Origin of the sequence: Thermococcus sp. PK (assembly GCF_000430485.1) — an archaeon.
GTDB classification, from domain to species: Archaea; Methanobacteriota_B; Thermococci; order Thermococcales; family Thermococcaceae; genus Thermococcus_A; species Thermococcus_A bergensis.
Genome location: NZ_KE387149.1, coordinates 337,444 through 351,316 on the forward strand (window position 1 = coordinate 337,444; position 13,873 = coordinate 351,316).

The 13,873-nt window shown below is 45.5% G+C and carries 17 protein-coding genes; 12 read left to right on the forward strand and 5 right to left on the reverse strand.

Features of this window, described 5'->3' with window-relative positions; genetic code table 11:
• On the forward strand, positions 1-263 hold a 263-nt coding region (locus tag THEPK_RS13545), incomplete at its 5' end, for a hypothetical protein (protein ID WP_232194523.1).
• A gap of 148 nt (positions 264-411) precedes the next feature.
• Here the strand turns inward: THEPK_RS13545 and THEPK_RS03750 are convergent.
• The gene (locus THEPK_RS03750; protein ID WP_042698514.1) at positions 412-975 is read right to left on the reverse strand and encodes a cyclase family protein; all 564 of its coding nucleotides are present in this window, start codon (positions 973-975) and stop codon (positions 412-414) included.
• Between the two features lie 131 nt (positions 976-1,106).
• Here THEPK_RS03750 and THEPK_RS03755 point away from each other — a divergent pair, with 131 nt between their 5' ends.
• Complete coding sequence (locus THEPK_RS03755; RefSeq protein ID WP_042698517.1) at positions 1,107-2,372, forward strand: adenosylhomocysteinase; 1,266 nt, start codon at positions 1,107-1,109, stop codon at positions 2,370-2,372.
• A gap of 62 nt (positions 2,373-2,434) precedes the next feature.
• Positions 2,435-2,851: a tRNA (N6-threonylcarbamoyladenosine(37)-N6)-methyltransferase TrmO gene (gene tsaA / locus THEPK_RS03760; protein WP_042698520.1), complete on the forward strand. Its 417-nt coding sequence runs from the start codon at positions 2,435-2,437 to the stop codon at positions 2,849-2,851.
• 67 nt (positions 2,852-2,918) lie between these two features.
• Here tsaA and THEPK_RS03765 read toward each other — a convergent pair whose 3' ends face one another.
• Entirely contained in the window at positions 2,919-3,938 is a 1,020-nt protein-coding gene (locus tag THEPK_RS03765) for an adenylosuccinate synthetase (RefSeq protein ID WP_042698523.1), read from the reverse strand.
• Between the two features lie 129 nt (positions 3,939-4,067).
• Here THEPK_RS03765 and mobA point away from each other — a divergent pair, with 129 nt between their 5' ends.
• Positions 4,068-4,655, forward strand: a complete 588-nt coding sequence (gene mobA, locus THEPK_RS03770; RefSeq protein WP_042698527.1) for a molybdenum cofactor guanylyltransferase MobA — start codon at positions 4,068-4,070, stop codon at positions 4,653-4,655.
• Here mobA and THEPK_RS03775 read toward each other — a convergent pair.
• Positions 4,633-5,526: a GNAT family N-acetyltransferase gene (locus THEPK_RS03775; RefSeq protein ID WP_042698530.1), complete on the reverse strand. Its 894-nt coding sequence runs from the start codon at positions 5,524-5,526 to the stop codon at positions 4,633-4,635. The two genes, mobA and THEPK_RS03775, sit on opposite strands and share 23 nt — an antisense overlap.
• A 24-nt stretch (positions 5,527-5,550) precedes the next feature.
• A complete protein-coding gene (locus THEPK_RS03780; RefSeq protein WP_042698532.1) occupies positions 5,551-6,507 on the reverse strand; it encodes a tetratricopeptide repeat protein in 957 nt (318 codons plus the stop codon).
• Between the two features lie 158 nt (positions 6,508-6,665).
• Between THEPK_RS03780 and THEPK_RS03785 the strand changes: the two genes are divergently transcribed.
• The 8 genes from THEPK_RS03785 to THEPK_RS03815 all read left to right on the forward strand — a co-directional run bounded on the left by THEPK_RS03785 (position 6,666) and on the right by THEPK_RS03815 (position 12,991).
• Positions 6,666-7,913: a hypothetical protein gene (locus tag THEPK_RS03785; RefSeq protein WP_042698534.1), complete on the forward strand. Its 1,248-nt coding sequence runs from the start codon at positions 6,666-6,668 to the stop codon at positions 7,911-7,913.
• Positions 7,914-7,948: 35 nt separating this feature from the next.
• Positions 7,949-8,869, forward strand: coding sequence for a ribonuclease Z (locus tag THEPK_RS03790; RefSeq protein ID WP_042700526.1), 921 nt, complete (start codon positions 7,949-7,951; stop codon positions 8,867-8,869).
• On the forward strand, positions 8,847-9,515 hold the full coding sequence (locus tag THEPK_RS03795) for a TraB domain-containing protein (RefSeq protein ID WP_042698538.1): 669 nt from the start codon (positions 8,847-8,849) through the stop codon (positions 9,513-9,515). Before THEPK_RS03790 ends, THEPK_RS03795 begins: the two co-directional genes overlap by 23 nt.
• Positions 9,516-9,559: 44 nt before the next feature.
• On the forward strand, positions 9,560-9,736 hold the full coding sequence (locus tag THEPK_RS13345) for a zinc ribbon domain-containing protein (RefSeq protein ID WP_179193053.1): 177 nt from the start codon (positions 9,560-9,562) through the stop codon (positions 9,734-9,736).
• 48 nt (positions 9,737-9,784) lie between these two features.
• On the forward strand, positions 9,785-9,964 hold the full coding sequence (locus tag THEPK_RS03800) for a KH domain-containing protein (RefSeq protein WP_004067946.1): 180 nt from the start codon (positions 9,785-9,787) through the stop codon (positions 9,962-9,964).
• Positions 9,965-9,967: 3 nt separating this feature from the next.
• Positions 9,968-10,549, forward strand: a complete 582-nt coding sequence (locus THEPK_RS03805; RefSeq protein ID WP_042698540.1) for a site-2 protease family protein — start codon at positions 9,968-9,970, stop codon at positions 10,547-10,549.
• A 71-nt stretch (positions 10,550-10,620) separates the two neighbouring features.
• Complete coding sequence (pgiA, locus tag THEPK_RS03810; RefSeq protein WP_042698543.1) at positions 10,621-11,193, forward strand: glucose-6-phosphate isomerase; 573 nt, start codon at positions 10,621-10,623, stop codon at positions 11,191-11,193.
• A gap of 112 nt (positions 11,194-11,305) precedes the next feature.
• Positions 11,306-12,991: an acyl-CoA mutase large subunit family protein gene (locus tag THEPK_RS03815; RefSeq protein WP_042698546.1), complete on the forward strand. Its 1,686-nt coding sequence runs from the start codon at positions 11,306-11,308 to the stop codon at positions 12,989-12,991.
• A 1-nt stretch (position 12,992) separates the two neighbouring features.
• On the opposite strand, the gene THEPK_RS03820 is transcribed toward THEPK_RS03815, so the two are convergent.
• The gene (locus THEPK_RS03820) at positions 12,993-13,760 is read right to left on the reverse strand and encodes a hypothetical protein (protein ID WP_042698548.1); all 768 of its coding nucleotides are present in this window, start codon (positions 13,758-13,760) and stop codon (positions 12,993-12,995) included.
• Positions 13,761-13,873 lie beyond the last annotated feature (113 nt).

The window sequence follows — 13,873 nt, forward strand, 5'->3', positions numbered from 1 at the left end:
GTCAGCGTCCTGAGGAGTTTGTAGGTTTTCTTGTCCACTCGAAGGTGGTTTTTCTGGGTGAGATACGTGGGCGACCACCTATTATTTTTCTAATAGGTGAAGTTTTAAGGGTTGCGGGCTTTCATCACCTCCCTATCGGAAGGGGTCTTCCCGCCCGAATAGATAAAGAAAGGGATTTATCGCTCCCAAATATACCGAAGGAGCTGCATTTCGCACCGAGAACCTCTTACCATATACAAACGCAAAGAGGAGAAGTGAAGTGAGAGAAGCGTAAAAAAGCAATTGCAATGGAGTGAAATAGGCAAGAGAAAGCTTAAATGCACTCGCAACCGTTGACCACAGCAACACAGACGCTACTGCATATTTCCAGCTCATAGTCTTCATTATCCCTACATGAAATTAAAAACTTTTCTAAATGAGCGCAAAAGCCCTAACCGGGCTTCCCGAGCCGTTTTTTATCTTTAAAGGAACTCCGAAGAAAGTAAACTCCTTTCCAATGAGCTTTTCGAGGTTGGTTAGGTTCTCAAAAATAAGGATTTCATTGGAGAGCAGAATCTTATGCACTTCAAAGCCTCCTATCGTTGGATTGTCGATTCCAACGGCTTTGATGCCCTTCTCCACTAAATATTCTGCCCCTTCTTCACTGAGGTAGATGCTCTTTCCACCAGTGTAAAAGAAGACCATCTCCTCCACTCTCTCTATGTCTCCGGGCTCTATGTTCCTATCCAGGTAAGAAACATCTATGACAGCTCCTTTTCCGATAGACCTCTCCAGTGGCACTTGATCTATTGTCTTCCCATTGGCGATAAAATGCGCCGGAGCGTCAACGTGCGTCCCGCTGTGCTCCCCAAGAAACAGGGCATTCATGTAATAACCGTCCTTCTCAACAGTGGTCCACCTTTTCACCTCAACCCTTGGGTCGCCCGGGTATACAGGAGTCTCTTCGCTGAGTTCAAGGGTTAAATCAATTATCATCCAACCACCCCAATATGCAGGCTTTGTAAATGGCAACCTTTAAGTATGAGCTTTTCACTCCAGCTCAGCAGCAACTCAGCTTTAATAATCACCTTTTTAACTCTTTAACCTTATCCTCAAAAGGTGATGTTATGGACTGCACAAAAGATTACTGCGTAAAGGACATTTCCCTCGCACCGGAAGGAGAGAAAAAGATCGACTGGGTTTCGAGGTTTATGCCCGTTCTCCAGCACATAAGGCAGGAATTTGAGAAGGAAAAGCCTTTCAAAGGAGTTAGAATTGCCGCAACCCTCCACCTCGAGATGAAAACAGCCTTCTTGCTCCTAACATTAAAAGCCGCCGGAGCCGAGGTATCAGCGACCGCAAGCAATCCCCTGAGCACTCAGGATGACGTTGTTGCGGCTTTAGCCAAGAACGGGGTAAAGGTCTACGCCATAAGGGGAGAGAGCAGAGAAGAGTACTACGAGTTCATGCACAAAGCCCTCGATATAAGGCCAAACATAATCATAGACGACGGAGCAGATATGGTATCAACGGTCTTAAAGGAGAGACAGGAGCTAATCCCCGAAATATGGGGTGCAAGTGAGGAAACAACCACTGGTGTGATAAGGCTGAGGGCAATGGAAAAAGACGGAGTGCTCAAGTTCCCAATTATAGCAGTTAATGACTCATACACCAAATATCTCTTCGACAACCGCTATGGAACGGGCCAATCAACGTGGGACGGGATAATACGGAGCACAAACCTCCTCGTTGCGGGTAAAAATGTTGTTGTGGTTGGTTATGGTTGGTGTGGAAGAGGAATAGCCATGCGTGCAAGGGGACTGGGAGCTACGGTCATAGTGGTCGAAATAGACCCAATCAGGGCATTAGAGGCAAGAATGGACGGGTTTTTAGTTATGCCAATGAGAGAAGCGGCTAAAGTTGGTGATATCTTTGTAACTTCAACCGGAAACATAAACTGCATTAGGAGAGAGCACTTCGAGGTAATGAAGGACGGAGCAATAATGGCAAACGCCGGTCACTTTGACGTGGAGATTTCAAAGCCCGATTTGGAGAGCTTGGCGGTTGAGATTAACAACCCAAGACCCAACATAACAGAGTACAAAATGAAGGATGGAAGAAGGTTATACCTCCTCGCAGAGGGCAGGCTCGTTAATTTGGCAGCCGCCGATGGACATCCAGCGGAGATTATGGACATGAGCTTTGCTTTGCAGGCGATGGCGGCTAAATACATAAAGGACAACCGCGGAAAGCTTGAACCCAAGGTCTACGTTCTCCCAAGAGAGATCGACGAAATGGTCGCAAGGATTAAGCTCAAGGCAATGGGTATTGGAATTGAAGAGCTAACCGAAGAACAGAAGAGGTACTTGGAAAGCTGGGAGCACGGGACTTGATACACTATTTTTCTTTTTCCTCCCTCATGGGACAATATTCAAAGCAGAAATAGGTGCTTAAAATGGAAAAATTCAAACTAGTCCCAATTGGCCAAGTTCATAAAGACAGCGAGACTTTCCTCGAAATCTACTCAGAGTTTGCTGAAGCTATTGAGGGGCTGAAAGAGGGCGATTGGATAAAGCTTATCCTCTGGTTCCACGAGAGTGACACACCCGAAAAAAGAAGAACCCTAAAAGTTCACCCGCGAGGAGATCCAGAGAATCCTCTAAGGGGAGTCTTTGCCACACGTTCGCCGGTTAGACCAAATCCCGTTGCCATTTACAGCGTAAGAATTCTAAAAATCACCGGAGCGAAAATTTACATAGAAGAGATAGATGCATTCGATGGAACTCCCATAATTGACATAAAACCTCTTGTAAAGAGGCTTGACTGCCCGGAAGGAATTGAAAGCCAGAAGGATTCCGGGGATAACCCTTGAAGGCTTAAAGAAGAAAGGCGGAGTTTGAAAAAGAAGAGGCCAAAAGCAAAATCTTAGAGTTTTTGCGCTAAATGTTCTCCCTTAAGTCAATGATGTGCTCAAGCTCCGGCCCTGTCTTTATAAGACCCACCGGCACTCCGACTTTTTCCTCTATTTCTGCAATGAATTCCTTTGCTTTTGCTGGAAGCTTGTCAAAGTCGGTAACTCCAAAGGCGTCCTTGTCGTACTTGTCGAGCATGGTTACCGCTAAAATTGTCGCACCGTTAATCCTTGCAGAATACCTTGCAAATTCGAAGTCAAACCATCCCACTCTTCTCCTCCTTCCTGTAACTGTGCCGTACTCGACCAATCCCAGCCTCTCGGCTTCTTCTTGGCTCATCTCCGTTGGAAACGGTCCCGCCCCGACTCTCGTTGGAAAGCTCTTAAAAACTACTATAACATCATCAACCCTTGTTGGCCCGAGTCCAACGTCGCTTGCTATTGCTGAAGCGGAGGTGTCCTTTGAGGTAACGTAGGGATATGTGCCGAAGTAAAGACTTAACCCAAACCCCTGCGTTCCCTCCACCAAAACGAGCTTACCCTCATCAAGGGCATCGTTAACTTCGGCCGCAACGTCTGTTAAGTAAGGCTCAAGTTCTTTAATGTCCTTTGCCTGTCTTGCTCTTCTTAATACCCTGTCCGCATTGGCCGGACCACAACCGGAGCCGGTAGTTCCTATCTTCCCGTGGAGATAGCTGTTTGTTCTGTCAAGTTCCTTGTGCTCTGGCTCTATTACAGTACAGCGATAGTCAATCCCCACCCTCTCTTTAACGTTGAAATCTTTCAGATGCTCAAGTTCATAGAAGAAAACCTCCGGATCGACCAAAACTCCAGCCCCAACCAAAAGTCTTGCGTCTTTGTGCACAAAACCTGTGGGAAGCTGTCTTACTGCATACTTCTTTCCGTTTACAAAAACGCTGTGCCCTGCGTTTGTCCCTACTCCTCCCCTTGCTATGACCTCTGGCTTGTCGTGCATTGCAAGATATGCGATTATTGAGCCTTTTCCTTCATCTCCCCATTGACCACCAACGACGATGTAGCTTGGCATGGCTCCTTACCCATAGTTAAGAGAATGACACCTTTAAAACAGTTACGATTAAGCTAAAGACAAGAAATTGACACAAAGATGCAAAAAACTTAATATACCTCAGCCCTTACCCCTCACAAGGAATCCAAGATGATTGCCGCTGTGCTCGCCGGAGGAAAAGCAAAGCGTTTTGGAGAGGAGAAGTTGCTTTACAGGGTTAGTGGAAAGCCTTTGATACTCCACGCCATAGAAAACGTTCTTAAAGCAGAGAGAATAGACGAAGCAGTGATAGTAGCTTCAAGAGAGAAAAAAGAGGTCTTTGAAGGGCTTGGCTTCGAGGTCATCGTTGACGAACTTGAGATAGGCCCAATTGGAGGGCTCTACACCGCTCTAAGGGAGCTGGGTGATGTTTTTGTAATAGCCGGAGACATGCCCGCTATAAAGCCCGAATTCGTTGACTACATCATGGCGAAGTTCTGCAAGCTCAAACCCTCAGTCTGCGTCCCAAAATGGAAAAACGGCTATCTCGAGCCCCTCCATGCGGCATATTCGAAAACCTTCTTGGGGATACTGGAGAAGCAGATAGCCAGAGGAAGGTACATGCTCAATGAAGCAATAAGGCTCTGCAATCCCTGCTACATAGAGATAGAATCCCTCCCCGAAGAATGGCGTGAGAGCTTCTTTAACATAAACACCAAAAGAGATTTAAAAAAGATTAAAGGCTTTTCGAGAGTATAATAACGCTGTCAAGCACTCTCGGCTTAAACTTCTCCACAAGTTCTTTTTCAATTATCGTGCGGAGCTTTTTGAAGCCAAGCTCCTTTGCTCTGGCAAGCAGAAGAGAAATGTCTTCCTTTCTTCCCCACAAGTAGCCTGTAACAACAGAGCTATCGTAATAGGCCTCCTCGAGAACATAATAAGATTTCCCCAGCTTTCCACTTTCAAAATAAACCCTATCATCTATCCCGGCTATTTTATCTCTGAAAGCCACGAACCAGTGGTGGTAGGAGCTTTGAAACTTTCCCGCGACCATTTCTAGACCCCTAACATCTCCCCATGAGAATTCAAACACCTCCGGCTTTGTCTCACTACCGGGAAAAGAGCTCAAGTCAAATTCCACAAAGCCCGCACTGTAAAGGACATCTCTTATGCCGAGCTTTTCGTAGAAGCCGATTGCCGATTTTTCCGGGGTTACCGTAACCAGCTCACAGCCTTTCTCACGGGCCAACTCTTTGACAAATCCAACGATAGCTCTGCCAACGCCTTTCCCCCTGAAGTTTTTATGCACCTCAAGTACGTCTATGTGGGCAATTTTTCTAATTTTGCTCTCTATGGGCTCTTCACTGATCAGGACTTCGCCGTTTCCTATTATCTCCCCGTTTTCCTCCGCAACTATAGGAAACTGCCCCTCTAAAAGGAGGTTGTTCATGTGTATTGCACAGGTTTCGATGCTCATCCAGGGGCCGCCGTGGAGATAGCGCTCCTCTATGCTAAGCTCTTCATAAGGAACATCTCTCCCTTCACTCTTCTTTATCCACCTTTCAACTCCGGAACAGTGAAGCTTAACTATGCCTTCGCAGTCGTCAAGTGTTGCTAGCCTTACCTTCATAAAATCACCAAAAAAGATGAAAAATTAAAGCTCCGCCTCGCTTAGGAATTCCAGAAGATCCAAAAGTATCCTATCTTTTATTTTGGTTATGTACTCACTAACCTCCTCTCTTCCGATCTTGCCGTCCTTGTATAGAGCAACGGCTTTCACTCCTTCAAAGAACTCCTTCATTTCCGGGAATGCTCTGGCAAACATGTCTATGTTGTTGTAAATCTCCTCAAACCTGTCTTCCAGCATCATCTGCCACACTACATCAATCAGGGCATCAAATGCAACGTCAAAGTACTCGCTACCCCTTCCACAGAGCATTGCATAGAGGCATTCATGCAGGGCCGCTTCGTAGTTATCCTCATCTTCAAATATCTCCTCAAAGACAAGGTGTATCTGAGATTTTAACCTGTCGTCTAGGTTTTGTGAAAGAAGCTCGGCAAGTTCAGCCTTCGCCTTTGCTGTCTCTCCCATCTCAAAGGTTATGTAAGCTTTGTAAATCCTTATTTGCTTAACGTCCTCTTCTTTTCCAAGCTCCTCCAGGGCTTTTTCTGCCTTGTCCATTAGCTCTAATGCTTTTTCATACTCTAACAGCTCTTCATGGATAAGTCCCATGTTGTAGTAAATCCTAGCGATATTTTCCAAGTTACCTTTCTCGGTTTCCTCTTCGAGCAGCCCTCTGTAGAGGTCAAGTGATTTCTCTAATTCACCCAGAAGGTAATAAAGGTCTGCAAGGTGGTATTTGGCCTCAAAGCTGTCTTCCTCTTCAGCAAGCTTTTCGAACTCCTCAACCTTATCGACACCCAAGAACTCCAAGAAGTAATATACAACAAGCTTATACAGCTCGTAGTCTTTGCACTCCAGGGCGAGCTTTTCAACCTTTTCAAGAACCTCTCGCAGGTCTTCTTCACTCAGCTCGTCAATTTTGTAATAAAGCAAGCTTGCTAGCTTTTTACAGTCTTTCTCCTGAATTGCCTTAAGTAGTTCCTCCATATTAATACACCTCAAGGAAATTACGCCATGGAACCTTTTAACTTTACGCATGTTCCCATTTTGTTTTGTCAGAACCGTCCAAGGTTTTGCAGAAGACTTATGAGGATTAAAACCCTATCGCCCAATGCAAAATTCAACTCTCCGGTGAGGGATTGAAGATGAAGAAATTCCTAAGCTTGATTTTTATCCTCCTGCTCTTTTATCCTGCTCAGGTTGAGGGAATTGAGCGTTTGAAAGTTATTGAAGGAGAATTCACAAATCCCCTCCACGCGGAGGTACCACCGGAGTACAGAGCCGAATGGGTTGATTTCATCTTCTTGTCCAATGAAAGTTGCAATGTCTCGGCGAGCTATAGAGTTTACCGGTATGGAGAGGTTGTAAAAGAGGGGTCTGCAAAAATCGAGTGGATTGGGGGAACTCTGTACATAACAGTCCCACTAAAGCTTTATGATAGGTTCATTGTTTATCTCTCTCCAAACTTTTCCTGTGGGGTAATGCCTGCAGGTTATAGAATTAATGCGGTACTTGACCCCTATAGGCTTAGAGACCTCAGCGTTAAGGTCGGAAATGTGATTGAGCTGCGATGGAAGGGCACCGCATCCAAAAACTCTTCCTCGAAACTAAGGTTCAATGCCTCAGGGACGCTTTTAGGAATCGAGGTAAAGCTCTACAACTACAAAGGAAAGGAGGTTTCGGGAATATTAGAATGGGAGAATGGGACAAAAAACTTCACAGTGCCAGTAAAGGAGGGCTGGGCATGGGTACCGGGTGGAGACATAAATGGGGAGGTAGCGCTAACTTTAAACATCCCACCCGGAACTGGAGTAAGTGCAACCGCTTATTATGCTCGAGAAAGGGAGCAAATTAACGGAGATCTCTTGATTAAAGACGAACGGGGTTACACATATCTTGATTATCCTCTTGGCGCTATGTTATGGGACGGAGGAGATATTGAGGCATGGTTTGAAGTAAAAGGTGAAGGAGAAGTGTTAGTTTTCGACTTTGGCAACGAGAAGGCATCAAGAATATCAATAAAACGTAATGAAGTCTGTGCCGAGCTATACACACTATATTATGGCAAAAAGAAGCATTGCTCCCTGCTCCCAATGAAGAAAATACACAATTTAAAGGTATCCTTGATTAGAGTCCCCGATGGAAGGAGACTCCTGCAGATTAAGGTTGATGAAGCTACCTTCAACGAGATGGTAAACTCCCCAGTTGGGTTCTTGTATTTTGGAAATAATATTTCCCTGATAAGTCTTGATGCATCCCTATACAGAAATCCCGACTACTATGTGGTGCTACCGAATGAAAGAAAAGCAGATATTGCCCTCGGGATTTCAACATTGGCACTGGTACTTGCCATAGCATTGTGGATACGTGAGAAAAGGAAGCAAGCATTATGAGAATACCTTTTAAACTCTTCCGCCAATCACAAATCATGCTTGAAGTTATTTTCCTCGGCACTGGTGGCATAATGCCCAATAAAGAAAGAAACGTGCCCTCTATAGCGTTGAGATACAACGGGGAGATTATCCTCTGGGACGTTGGCGAAGGCACTCTAAGGCAACTGAACATAGCCAAACTAAGCCCCATGAAGATTGAGAAAATTTTCATAACCCATTTTCATGGCGATCACTATCTCGGTCTGATGAGCCTTATTCAAACAATGACTCTCTGGAACAGGGAAAAGCCCCTTCACATTTATGGACCGAAGTATACCTTTGAGTTCGTTCAAAACTACCTGAAAAGTGGATTTTTCAGGCCAAGCTTTGACATACACATTCACGAGCTCGGGGAAGCGAGGCTGAAGTTTGAAAACTACGAGATATGGAGCTTCAAAGTCGAGCATGGTGTTCCAGCACTGGGCTACGTTTTCAAGGAGAAAAACAAAAGAGGAAGCTTCGACCTCGATAAAATCAGAGAGCTCGGCCTAAAGCCCGGCCCCTGGATGAAAGAGCTTGAGACAAAAGGAAAGGTCGAAATCGAGGGGAAGGTTATCCACCTTGAAGATGTGACTGGAAGTCCCAAGAGAGGGGTGAAAGTTGTTTATACCGGCGATACCGAGCCCTGCGAGAGAGTGAAGCTCTTTTCTGAAAAGGCGGATGTTTTAATTCACGAGGCAACCTACCTCAGCGAAGAGGATAGGGGAGAAAGTTATCACTCAACGGTTTCGGAGGCCTGCAAAACCGCAGAAAAAGCAAAAGCCAAACTCCTTGCTCTCTTTCACAGAGCCCCCAGATACACGTACGAGGAATACAAGGAAGGAGCGAAAAAACTCTGCGGGCTTAGATTTATAATACCCAAAGACTTCGATGTTCTTAGGGTCGGTGAAGAGTATGAGCTATCTTCGCTACGTTAAGATAATAGGGACGATGCATGTTTCTCCAAAAAGCAGAAGGGATGTTAGGGAATTTATACTAAGAGAAAAGCCCGATGCAATTGCTATAGAACTTGATAGGCAAAGGTTTTATGCCCTTCAATCTCCAAAGCGGCTGACATTTCAAGAAGCGGTAAAGCTCGGAAAGAAAGCCATTTTGGGATACATCCTCATGAAAGTTGAGGAAAAGATTGGAGAAGAATTCGGCATGAAGCCCGGAGGAGAAATGATAGAGGCAATTCAGACGGCATATCTCCTCGGAGTTCCACTGTATTTAATCGACGAAGACATCCAAAGTATTATGGGAAAGCTTCTCAGAGCACCTTTGAGAGAGAAGATACTCCTCCTGCTCGAGAGTTCTCTTGTTTTTCTCCCAATTGCACCCGGAGCAGAAAGCCAAGAGGATATAATGGAGAGCTATAAGGTGATGATGCATCGCTTTAGAATCCGCTATCCCTACATTTTTAGGGTTCTCGTGGAGGAAAGAAACGAGATAATGGCAAAGAACCTGAAGGCAATTGTTGACGAGCTCAAGAGGAGAGGAGTCAAAAAGCCAAAAGTAGTAGCAGTGGTGGGTCTTGGACACAAAAAGGGCATAGAAAAGCTTTTGAATTCTTACAAAGAATAGAAGGACTTTTATACAATAACAACAAGATTATAGTGGGTGACATCATGGAAAGGCAACGCTTAAAATGTCCTCTATGCGGAGGAACAAGCTTTAAAGTTGAAGAAGGAAAGCTGGACAGCAAGTGGGGCTTTACAGCGCATAAGGTGAAGATAGTCATCTGCGAAAACTGTGGTTATGTTATGATGTTCTACAAAGGAAGAACGATATGGGACTTCGACTAGTCCTAAACTTTATATTCCCCTCGTCCAAAATTTTTCTTGGGGTTGGAAATGAGGGAAGAACTGAAGCGCATGCTTAAAGTTGATATTCTCGACATTGAATACGAGGGAGACAAAGTGATCGTTTATGTTCCCAAGGATCAGGTTAGGATAGCCGTGGGGAGTGGAGGAAGCGCTGTAAAGGCAGCAGAGCTTGTGCTTGGCAAGAAGATTGAGATTAGAGGTAGATGAGCAATGGCGCTGGGACTTAGAAAACAGGAGCTCGAAGACCTGGCCATATCTTTCATTGTTCTTACCCTCGTTTTTTCGGGTTTTGAGCTTAGATTAATCCCCTATGTTGTTCTGGGAATATTTACGGCGTTTGTGTTCCACGAGATTGCCCACCGACAGGTTGCCAGAAGGTATGGTTACTACGCAATTTATAGAAGGTGGGACACGGGAATAATGCTCGCTCTTTTGATGGGAATATTAAACAAGCTCCTGGGCTTTAGGTTTATATTTGCCGCTGTGGGGGCAGTTCAGGTCTACTCTCTCTATACTGGCTGGGAAGATAGGGAGGTTCATGGAAAAATAAGCATCGCAGGACCAGCAACAAACATTTTAGTGGGGATTATTGCACTCGTCCTGCTGAGCTTTGTAAAGGTGTCCTATATCCTCTGGGCATCTCTATACTACACTGCCCTCATAAACTTCCGGCTGGCATTCTTTAACCTTCTACCAATTCCGCCTTTGGATGGCTATAAGGTCTTGAGGTGGAATCCCGGTTACTGGGCAGTAGCCATAGGAATTGCTTTCCTCCTCCAGTCCATCGTTTAGTTTTCACTCTTGGTGATACAAGAGGGAAAGGTTAAAATACACTAAGCCCAACCATCTAACGGGGTGAAAGTATGAAGTATAAAGAGCCATTTGGTGTTAAGCTTGATTTTGAGACCGGGGTAATTGAGAACGCGAAGAAAAGCGTTAGGAGGCTAAGCGACCTGAAAGGCTACTTTGTCGACGAAGAAGCCTGGAAGAAAATGGTCGAAGAAGGAGACCCAGTGGTTTACGAGGTCTACGCAATAGAGCAGGAAGAGAAGGAAGGTGACCTTAACTTCGCAACTACTGTTCTCTACCCGGGCAAAGTTGGAAATGAGTTCTTCATGACTAAAGGTCACTATCACGCAAAAATAGACAGGGCAGAGGTTTACTTTGCCCTCAAGGGTAAAGGGGGCATGCTGCTTCAAACGCCTGAAGGAGAAGCAAGGTTCATTGAAATGGAACCCGGAACAATAGTCTACGTTCCCCCATACTGGGCCCACAGGACTGTAAATACCGGTGATGAACCGTTTATCTTCCTCGCGCTATACCCGGCAGATGCGGGTCACGATTATGGCACAATCGCCGAAAAGGGCTTTTCTAAGATAGTGGTTGAAGAGAACGGGAAGGTTGTCGTCAAGGACAACCCCAAGTGGAAGGAGTGAGTCTCTTTTCTATTTTTTGAATGGCTGGATAAAATGTCCAATGGAAAGCTAAACCTTTGAGTATGTAAAAGATTTTTATAGGCTTAAAACGTATCCTCCTATGGTGGTGCTAATGACTTTCGATAAAAAAAAGATTGAGGAGATTAAGAAGGCCGAGCAGGAATGGGAAGAAAAGACCGTAAAACCATTCATCCAAAAAGCCCCCGAAAGAAAGGAGAAGTTCATGACAGATGACGGTTTTGAAATCAAGAGGGTTTATACTCCTGCAGACCTTGAAAACTGGGATTATTTGGAAAAGTTAAACTTCCCCGGCCAGTACCCATTCACCAGAGGAGTTTACGCCACAATGTATAGAGGAAGACTCTGGACAATGAGACAATACGCCGGGTATGCAACTGCTGAAGAATCAAACAAACGTTACAAATACCTTCTCGAGCAAGGGCAGACCGGTTTGAGCGTTGCTTTTGACCTGCCAACCCAGCTCGGTTATGATTCCGATCACCCAATGGCTGAGGGAGAAGTTGGAAAAGTAGGTGTCGCAATCGATTCTCTCTGGGACATGGAGATCCTCTTTGATGGAATTCCCCTCGATAAGGTTTCCACATCAATGACAATTAACGCCACAGCCGCCAATCTTCTGGCCATGTACATCCTCGTTGCTCAAAAACAAGGGGTTCCACCGGAAAAGCTCAGGGGTACAGTCCAGAACGATATCCTTAAGGAGTACATAGCAAGGGGTACCTACATCTTCCCACCAAAGCCCTCCATGAGATTGACAACAGACATTATAATGTACTGTGCTGAAAACGTTCCAAAGTGGAATCCGATAAGCATAAGCGGTTACCACATCAGAGAAGCCGGAGCAAATGCTGTGCAGGAGGTTGCCTTTACACTGGCGGACGGTATCGAGTATGTTAAGGCTGTCATAGAAAGGGGCATGGACGTTGACAAGTTCGCTCCGAGATTGAGCTTCTTCTTCAACGCACACAACAACTTCCTTGAGGAGATAGCCAAATTCAGGGCCGCAAGAAGGCTTTGGGCGAAGATTATGAAAGAGAAATTTGGTGCAAAGAATCCAAGGTCAATGCTTCTAAGATTCCACACCCAAACAGCAGGTTCAACTTTGACTGCCCAGCAGCCCGAAAACAACATAGTAAGGGTTGCAATTCAAGCCCTTGCAGCGGTTCTTGGAGGAACCCAATCCCTGCACACCAACTCATACGACGAGGCTTTAAGCCTTCCAACCGAGAAGAGCGTTAGAATAGCCTTAAGGACACAGCAGATCATAGCTTATGAGAGCGGCGTTGTTGATACAATAGACCCCCTCGGAGGAAGCTATTACATTGAGTGGCTCACCGACCACATAGAGGAAGAGGCCATGAAGTACATCGAAAAGATCGAGGCTATGGGAGGCATGATGAAGGCTATTGAAAGGGGATACATCCAGAAGGAGATTGCAGATTCAGCTTACAAGTACCAGAAGGAGATTGAGGAGAAAAAGCGCATTATAGTCGGAGTAAACGAGTTTGTCGTTGACGAGCCAGTAGAGGTCGAAATCCTCAAGGTAGACCCAAGCATTAGGGATAAGCAAATAGAAAGACTGAAGAAGCTAAGGAGCACAAGGGACAGCAAGAAAGTTGAAGAGGCTCTCGACAAGCTCAGGAAGGCTGCAGAGAGTGAGGATGAGAACTTAATGCCCTACATCATTGAGGCTCACAAGCACCTCGCAACCCTCGGTGAGGTCACTGACGTCCTAAGGGAAGTTTGGGGTGAATACAGGGCTCCACTTATCTTCTGATCTATCCTATTTTCTTTTCCAAATATACGACCAGAGCAAGGAGTATCACAAGTGCCCCAATTATAAGGTATGCCTCTCTTGACTTCAATTCGCTAACTTCTGCTCCTCCGCTCGCTTTTTCAAAGTTTAGGGTGATGTTCCCTTCTCCAATTATTGCCACCGCTATGAAGTCCTCGTAGCTCCTTACGCCGAGTTCTCCTTCGAGGACTTTCCCCCTTCCCTTGAAGGCCCCCTTGAAGTTCGTTGACAGTGGGTCGAAGTTTTCCTTTTCGTTGTTTAGGGTAAAGTAGTACACCCTTAACTCCACATCCCTATCTGAGGAAAGGGAAAATTTCAGCTTTTGACCTCTAAGGGGAGTAGCGTTTATTACAAGCGTTCTCAACCCTTCGCCGAATTCCCTTCTCCTAAGCTCGAAAGTAACGTTTCTCAGCTCGTTGAGATAATCCGACACCAGCAGAACTCCCTCGAAGTACCCTTCTCCCTCAACCATTATCATAAACTCGCTCTCGTTGAACACTATGTAGTCGCTTCTTCCCCTCTCTTGGGTCGAAGATGCAATGATCTTTCCCGAGAGGTCCAAGATGTGGAGCCTAAGGTCTTTCCCCTGCCGTATGTACCTCCCGTAGAGAACAGCAATCTTCTCCCCGCCCCACGGCTCAAAGGCAAAAGGAGGTGTTATCTCGTTACTTTTTCTTCTGAAAGCCTCGCCCTTTAGGGCGGGGATGCAGTAAACTACCCAACAGCCCTCAAACAGGAAAGCGAAAAGCATTTAAGCAATAATGCAGACCATACATTAAGGGGTTCACAATGAAACCCGAATCACCAAGAATCAAAAGAACAAGACACGCAAAACACTTCATAACCTACCATTTCGTCTGGATA

Excerpts from the sequence above, each read along its gene's own strand:
- THEPK_RS03750 (WP_042698514.1), bottom strand. The coding sequence starts at position 975 with ATGATAATTGATTTAACCCTTGAACTCAGCGAAGAGACTCCTGTATAC.
- THEPK_RS03755 (WP_042698517.1), top strand. The coding sequence starts at position 1,107 with ATGGACTGCACAAAAGATTACTGCGTAAAGGACATTTCCCTCGCACCG.
- tsaA (WP_042698520.1), top strand. The coding sequence starts at position 2,435 with ATGGAAAAATTCAAACTAGTCCCAATTGGCCAAGTTCATAAAGACAGC.
- THEPK_RS03765 (WP_042698523.1), bottom strand. The coding sequence starts at position 3,938 with ATGCCAAGCTACATCGTCGTTGGTGGTCAATGGGGAGATGAAGGAAAA.
- mobA (WP_042698527.1), top strand. The coding sequence starts at position 4,068 with ATGATTGCCGCTGTGCTCGCCGGAGGAAAAGCAAAGCGTTTTGGAGAG.
- THEPK_RS03775 (WP_042698530.1), bottom strand. The coding sequence starts at position 5,526 with ATGAAGGTAAGGCTAGCAACACTTGACGACTGCGAAGGCATAGTTAAG.
- THEPK_RS03780 (WP_042698532.1), bottom strand. The coding sequence starts at position 6,507 with ATGGAGGAACTACTTAAGGCAATTCAGGAGAAAGACTGTAAAAAGCTA.
- THEPK_RS03785 (WP_042698534.1), top strand. The coding sequence starts at position 6,666 with ATGAAGAAATTCCTAAGCTTGATTTTTATCCTCCTGCTCTTTTATCCT.
- THEPK_RS03790 (WP_042700526.1), top strand. The coding sequence starts at position 7,949 with ATGCTTGAAGTTATTTTCCTCGGCACTGGTGGCATAATGCCCAATAAA.
- THEPK_RS03795 (WP_042698538.1), top strand. The coding sequence starts at position 8,847 with ATGAGCTATCTTCGCTACGTTAAGATAATAGGGACGATGCATGTTTCT.
- THEPK_RS13345 (WP_179193053.1), top strand. The coding sequence starts at position 9,560 with ATGGAAAGGCAACGCTTAAAATGTCCTCTATGCGGAGGAACAAGCTTT.
- THEPK_RS03800 (WP_004067946.1), top strand. The coding sequence starts at position 9,785 with ATGAGGGAAGAACTGAAGCGCATGCTTAAAGTTGATATTCTCGACATT.
- THEPK_RS03805 (WP_042698540.1), top strand. The coding sequence starts at position 9,968 with ATGGCGCTGGGACTTAGAAAACAGGAGCTCGAAGACCTGGCCATATCT.
- pgiA (WP_042698543.1), top strand. The coding sequence starts at position 10,621 with ATGAAGTATAAAGAGCCATTTGGTGTTAAGCTTGATTTTGAGACCGGG.
- THEPK_RS03815 (WP_042698546.1), top strand. The coding sequence starts at position 11,306 with ATGACTTTCGATAAAAAAAAGATTGAGGAGATTAAGAAGGCCGAGCAG.
- THEPK_RS03820 (WP_042698548.1), bottom strand. The coding sequence starts at position 13,760 with ATGCTTTTCGCTTTCCTGTTTGAGGGCTGTTGGGTAGTTTACTGCATC.